At 49.0% G+C, this 6197-nt stretch carries 7 protein-coding genes; all 7 read right to left on the bottom strand.

The window, feature by feature from the left end; genetic code table 11:
• Positions 1 to 78: 78 nt before the first annotated feature.
• Positions 79 to 846, bottom strand: a complete 768-nt coding sequence (locus tag BOW52_RS16400) for an MBL fold metallo-hydrolase (protein ID WP_172840401.1) — start codon at positions 844 to 846, stop codon at positions 79 to 81.
• Between the two features lie 316 nt (positions 847 to 1162).
• Positions 1163 to 2059, bottom strand: a complete 897-nt coding sequence (locus tag BOW52_RS16395; RefSeq protein ID WP_078485159.1) for an alpha/beta hydrolase — start codon at positions 2057 to 2059, stop codon at positions 1163 to 1165.
• Between the two features lie 163 nt (positions 2060 to 2222).
• Positions 2223 to 2612, bottom strand: a complete 390-nt coding sequence (locus BOW52_RS18030; RefSeq protein WP_408021575.1) for an SET domain-containing protein-lysine N-methyltransferase — start codon at positions 2610 to 2612, stop codon at positions 2223 to 2225.
• A gap of 301 nt (positions 2613 to 2913) precedes the next feature.
• On the bottom strand, positions 2914 to 3465 hold the full coding sequence (locus BOW52_RS16385; RefSeq protein ID WP_135622594.1) for a hypothetical protein: 552 nt from the start codon (positions 3463 to 3465) through the stop codon (positions 2914 to 2916).
• A gap of 56 nt (positions 3466 to 3521) precedes the next feature.
• Positions 3522 to 3752, bottom strand: a complete 231-nt coding sequence (locus BOW52_RS16380; protein ID WP_135622591.1) for a hypothetical protein — start codon at positions 3750 to 3752, stop codon at positions 3522 to 3524.
• 428 nt (positions 3753 to 4180) lie between these two features.
• The gene (locus tag BOW52_RS16375; protein WP_078485155.1) at positions 4181 to 5146 is read right to left on the bottom strand and encodes an ankyrin repeat domain-containing protein; all 966 of its coding nucleotides are present in this window, start codon (positions 5144 to 5146) and stop codon (positions 4181 to 4183) included.
• A 14-nt stretch (positions 5147 to 5160) separates the two neighbouring features.
• On the bottom strand, positions 5161 to 5895 hold the full coding sequence (locus BOW52_RS16370) for a c-type cytochrome (protein WP_236725795.1): 735 nt from the start codon (positions 5893 to 5895) through the stop codon (positions 5161 to 5163).
• Between the last annotated feature and the right edge of the window lie 302 nt (positions 5896 to 6197).

Below are 6197 nucleotides of genomic sequence, written 5' to 3'. Positions count from 1 at the left end.
TCTTCGTCGTTCGCTCTCGCTCTCAACTACGAATAGGCAGACGGCGTCGACTATCGCGGACTAACCGCCTTCGCTTCGCTATCCATGGCGGTCAGCGAACGTTTTCGTCATACCTTCTGCTGCTGGTAAATGCGAACTGAGCACAACCTCGGCATTCAACTGTTCTATAGCAGCCAGACTCCGGTCGAATTTTTCAGCATCGATCGTGCTTAACCACGGCGCATCAATTGTTGCCCACAGAACGCTGCCATCACGAAGGGTGTTCTGTTCAATATCTGCAGCTGTTTCAGCCGGTCGATCAATAATCGCACCAAAACAATCAGCGCTAATCAATGTATTGGATTTTTTGTCCAACAAGCCGGCTGTCTCCGGCGCATCAAAAGTGGGCGGCTTTACCGCCATTAATTGCCGGTCACCGACATTCAGCGACTGCCCTTGATTAAGTAGAAACACTCGATCCAGAGGTAAACCGTGCAAACCCATTTTAGCCATACCAATATATGTAGTGACTATTCGAGCATTGGTGGCTTCTGATAGTACAGCCTCTAAATTCCCCAGGTGATCCATATCTGCATGAGTAATCCAGATCCAGCGCAGGTCTTTAGGGTCGACAACTGAACGCAACTCCTGCAAAAACTCTGATCGCAATGACGCAAGCCCCGTATCTACCAACACTAGTTGTTCAGCATGAATAACAAAGGCATTGACCGGTAGCACACCGTAACCTGGTATCGGAATGTATGACACCAGTGAAGTGATATCGGGGGCGACGTTCCTTGACTCAAGCATTGTAGGCTCATTCATGTCGGCATTTCTCCACAGGGGATTATTTGCGCCAGACTGCATGACACTACTCGATACATTCCAGTGAATAGATCTCATCACTGTTTACAGACAGTAGTCCATACCCACCACATTTCAATAAATATATATGCTTACCGAATATGAAGAGGCGAAAACAGATCAAGAGCTAACGTACCGAGCAGCGCGTAGCACGTATCTCGGATGAAGTGGAACGAAATCAGGGACTCTTCTGCCAACCCATTCGCCTCCGGCGTACGCTCTGCTTCTTCCAGGTTACGGTAACAACAATGGGGAAAATCCTTTCACCTCGGAATCAGCATTTATCCATTAGAAAATGATCAGAAGTCACCCAATCAACCTACTCCTCGATAAAGGCCACAGCCTCATCGACCAGATCTTCCGCATAGAGGTCTCGGAACATGTGGTCAGCACCCTCAAGTATAGAGAGCTTGATTTTGTCGTTGGCCATCGGCTGAACATACTGCTCGATATTTTTCACGACCGTATCCTCTGAGCCAGCAAAGACCATTACTGGAACCTGAATTTTACCCAGCAGTGACGGCGTGTGCATGCGCGGCTCCACGCCATGATAGGCGACGAAGCTTTCGGCGGTGGCCGACGAATCCTTACAGTAGATAATGCTGACTGGATTTATTACCTGTTTGCCCTTTCCTGCTGCAACCAACTTTTTCGAGGCTGCCAATGGACCAGCTACGTCCATTCCGAAACGCTCCTGGTAGTCCTTCACGGCATAGACTTCGCTCCAGGTTGCCGGTGCTACCAGAATCACCTTCTTGATCGCAGCATCGTGACGTTCGGTACTGAACCAGGCGGTCTGATTTCCACCACGTGAGTGACCCAGCAGCACAACCTGTTCAACGCCCTGTTTTTTCAGCCATGTCAGCCAGACACCGATTTCATCTAGTGCATCTGTGTGCTTGTGTTTGTGGGTAGCCGCACATTCGTAAGGACCATGGCGGTCATCCAGCCCCAGACTTAGGGTCAGCGATAGTGAACTGTAGCCTGCATCGGCGAACAGGGTCTGCATCGCCTCCATGATCTCCATACGCCCGTGCATTAAGGTGCCGTGGGTCATCAACACCACTGGTTTGCTCTTCCACTCATCGCCTGCCGTTATCCACTCGGCGTTCAGAGTCAGCCCGGCATGTTTAGTCTTGACCTCTTCGGCCTTTAGGGGAGCTGCCAGGGTCATGCTGATTGCCAACAAAAACAAACAGAGAGTCATCTTTTTCATCGTTACACCTTAAATAATTGTTTTCTACGAAAGCCTACTTTCGCCGTCAGAAGCAGCGTCTTATTGTTATCGAGTCAGCTTCCGCTAACCATCCGGGAATGCCCTATAGGGTGTGACCACTTTCTATGGAGTTGCCGCTATTAGGTGAGGCCGATATCGGTGATTAAGAACTGGGCATCTGGTGTTTATACCAACGGCTAAGATATTCAGCCACTCCAAGATCATGAAGGTAATGCTGCAAATGGGGCTCAGCCTCTTTGAACCCTACAGACCTTCCATAAAAATCATCTGCACCACAGTGACACTCAGAGACAGCAATTGAGTTTGCCTCACTCATCCCATAGTGAAACGCAAGCATCTCGCCTGGTTCGATATCTCTGACCGCATAGAAGTTATAACCACCAAATTCATTATTATTTATGTAGAGATTAGGTTCACAGCTATGGGAAAAAACCTGTGCTGGCTCATCAAGATCGACGTGTGCCTGATAACCTACCTGAAGTGAATGGTTATCACGAGTGGCAGCTACTCCAGTGGGTTTTCCCTCACAGATCAGCTCATCCGCTGACCGCCATGGAGAGCGAAGTGAGGGCGGTTAGTCCTCGGGGCGCCGTAGGCATAAACGGTCGCGTTAAGTATTTGCCGCTTGCTTGGGCTTGGATGCCCAAAACATGCTTCCGCAAAAATAGCGACTCCCCGATTTCTTACAATGATCTATCGCAACTACCACTCTACCCATCGTCTGATGATGAGTAACTTTACATTTTTCCATTAAATAAAATCCACGAGTACACCCAACAGAAAGGAGAGACGATACTTAGAAGTGAGTTAGTGATACTTGGAGATATATAAGTTCAGTGCAACAAACCCTTATCAACCTCAGCCTTTCCAGAAGCAGTTGTGATAGATGCAGCCCTGTCACCTAATCCCCACTCCGCTTTCTCTGAGGTCTCGCCCAGCAGCTTGATCAGCATGAAGACGATCTCCTGGGTGATATTGATGTTGACGCTCTTACCCTCGGGTGAGATCAGGTTGAGTTTTACCTTGCCATCTTCTTCCGCTGAGTAGTTAATGCGTGAGACCAGCATTGGCTGCTCGCCCAAAGGACGTTCAGCTGGCGTCTCTTTATATTTGGTCTTGAAATCTGCCTCTTTCAGAGCAGCAGCACGTTTGAAGCTTTTAATCGCCTCTTTTTTACGCTCTGTGGCGACGGCCTCTTTTTTTTGCTCAGATTCTTCGGTCTTATCTTCAGTGGCATCGCTAACCTTCTCAAGAACCTCGAGTAGCAGCTTGGTGTAGCGACGGGTCAGCCAGACCAGAAACTCGGTCTCACCCTTACGAATTCGCAGGCGCAGCCGATCCTCGAGCGATATGTACTCCGCCTTGAACTGCATCATCGATTCCAAAAGATAACTCCTTAGATCCAGCTCGGAGAGCGCATCTAGTTATTATTATTTACAGACTATGAAATGACTTTCAGATAGCTTGTATATACATCACAGGCGCAGCAGCTATCAGGAATGACTCGACCCTGATTTTCACAACCAGGACGATAGCGGCAGGTAATACCAAAGGTGGTGGGCAGCATCGGTTCATTGTTACGAACCACAGAGAGTGTGATCACATCATCGAAACCAGAGACGGTGATTTCCGAATCGGTAAAATAGATATCTTCCTGCTGCTCCACTTCCACACTGCACCACCTTCCACTACTGCACCACTCAGCCTACAGCTCGCTGCTCAGCCCCAATCATGTTGGAACCCGTGCAATCTTACACTTTACGCAACACTCAAACCAAAGGAATCACGCCGGTTTAGCATAGTCGTGCGGGTCAGGCCCACCTCGTCACACCTCCAGAATCGTCGAGACGAAGATTAACCCTCCTCCGACCATCTTCACGATCGCAGTAACACGCTGATTAAAAAGAGTAATAGTACAGGTGGTTCTACTGAATGCGCACTCTTTTAGGTTTTGTAGCCTATCGGCGCCCAACAATGGTGGGGCAACAGTCCTAGCGGAGCTGAAAAAATGGGAAGAGTTTTAAGGTGATGGGGGAAGCTCCCCCATCATTTGAATCAATCGTTTACATTGGATGTTGAAAATAGTTGAGAGCCTCAGAACTACTGAGCACCCTTGCTGAGTTGTGAAATCACACCCTCGTGGCGTTTCATCTTGGCCAGATCAAGCGCCGTCTTACCTCGATTGTTTTTTGCAGTCAGATCAGCCCCGTGCTCAATGAGTATATGGACAATGCTCCCATTGCCGCTAAATGCCGCGCTCATCAATGGCGTCCAGCCGTCACTGTCGCGTAACTCTTTATCGGCACCGCTCATCAGCAGCTCCAGGGCAACATCCACATTGCCATCGGCTGCTGCGATATGCAGCGGTGCCGCACCGCTCGAATCCGCCGCATTCACGTCCGCCTTACGTAGAAGCAGGGCCTTTGCAAAACCTACATCCGCCTTCTCGGCAGCCACCATTAGTGGCGTACTGCTGTCAGCACTCTCAACATTGGGATCGGCACCCGCCATCAGCAGCATCTGCATCACGTGATACTGATCGTTTGAGATGGCATTCATCAATGCCGTTCGGCCATGTTTATCTGCTGTATTCACACTTGCGCCGTAACCGATCAGCATCGAGAGCACATCCTCGAAACCTGCACGAACGGCAAACATGAAGGCGTCCTCTCCCTTTCGTGTCTTGGTCTGCGGATTAGCACCACTCGACAGAAGTAGTGCCGTGATACGTACGCTACCGTGTTCCGCTGCAGCGATTAGCGGTGTGTAACCATCTGATGTTTTGTTGTCTGCCTCAGCACCATTTTCAATCAGCAGTTTGGTCATCTTGAGATTACTATCTTGAGCGGCATAGATCAGAGGGAAAAAACCAAAATCGCCTGTAACATCTGGATTGGCACCCTCATTGAGTAACCTCTCCGTCGTTTCAAGATTTCCCTTACTCACCGCGCTGAGTAGTTGTTTGTTGAGTTCATCGTCTCCTGCGGCTGATACCTGCTGCGGCACAAATGAGATTGCCAATGCCAACGCTGCAACTGCAAAAAGATTTCTTAGTTGAAAAACCATGATGGAAGCCTTTATTAATTCGTTGAAACCTGTTCAGTGGTCACCTTAGGGAGCGCGGGCATTCTTGAAATGTAATCGATGACCGCTTTCATATCACGATAGCTAAAACCCTGGATCTGCTTCACCATTTTTGCGTTGGCATTGCGTCGTTTTCCATCACGAATCCACCGCATCTGGCGCAGCATATAACTATAGTTCTGCCCCTGGACACGCGGGTAGTACTCAACATTATTGCCCTCTCCATACTCACCATGACACTTCTTACAGTCATTTTTATAGATCTGTTCACCCAGCGCCAGGTGCCGTCCTGGTCCCTGCTCATTATTGGGACTGATTTGAAGGGTCGAGATATAACCGGTTACATCGGCAATATCCTGTGGGCCGCCGATATATTTATTAAGCGTATAGGGGTACATCACGGGATTATCACGATTACCCACTCGAATATCGGCAAGCTGTTTGATCAGAACATTTTTGTGCTGTCCCGCCAGCTGAGGATAGTAGCCGTTGGGCTTTCTCTGGCTTAACCCTCGCACCATGCCCCAACCATTATCGCTATGACAGAGACTACAGATTTCGAAAATACGTTTACCGTTCTCGATATTTGGCTCAATAGCAACGGCCTTCTCCATCTCATGATCCTCAACGGTCTCTTTATCGTAGGCATAAAGTGTTGTGGAGAATGAGAGTGCCAGCGGTACTACAACAGCGGAGCGAATAACTCGATAAAGGGTCGACTTTGCTACCATATTTTTTCCTCAGACCATGTCTCGTGTAGAACTCTAAAGGTAACACTCTGTGTGCCCCCCGAAAAGTAGAGCACGCGACAAGATTGTTCCAATCTGGGAAAGAGGACTGCATCGGTTGATGCTACCAACACCTCCACGACAGGACATTGATTTACAGCAACCAATAGCAATGGGCACTGACACTACTGACAGCTATGACAACCATCAGGGGAGTCGCTATTTTTGCGAGAGTTTGTTTTGGGCATCCAAGCCCAAGCAAACAGCAAAAACTTCACGCGACCGTTTATGCCTGCGGCGCCCCG

This window comes from Solemya pervernicosa gill symbiont (assembly GCF_002020875.1).
GTDB lineage: Bacteria > Pseudomonadota > Gammaproteobacteria.
The sequence above is the reverse complement of the archived record's forward strand: the minus strand, read 5'-3'. Positions and strand labels throughout refer to the sequence as shown.

What these genes read in the sequence shown, in the direction of transcription:
- BOW52_RS16400 (WP_172840401.1), bottom strand. Translation starts at nt 846, where the DNA reads ATGCAGTCTGGCGCAAATAATCCCCTGTGGAGAAATGCCGACATGAAT.
- BOW52_RS16395 (WP_078485159.1), bottom strand. Translation starts at nt 2,059, where the DNA reads ATGAAAAAGATGACTCTCTGTTTGTTTTTGTTGGCAATCAGCATGACC.
- BOW52_RS16370 (WP_236725795.1), bottom strand. Translation starts at nt 5,895, where the DNA reads ATGGTAGCAAAGTCGACCCTTTATCGAGTTATTCGCTCCGCTGTTGTA.
- BOW52_RS16375 (WP_078485155.1), bottom strand. Translation starts at nt 5,146, where the DNA reads ATGGTTTTTCAACTAAGAAATCTTTTTGCAGTTGCAGCGTTGGCATTG.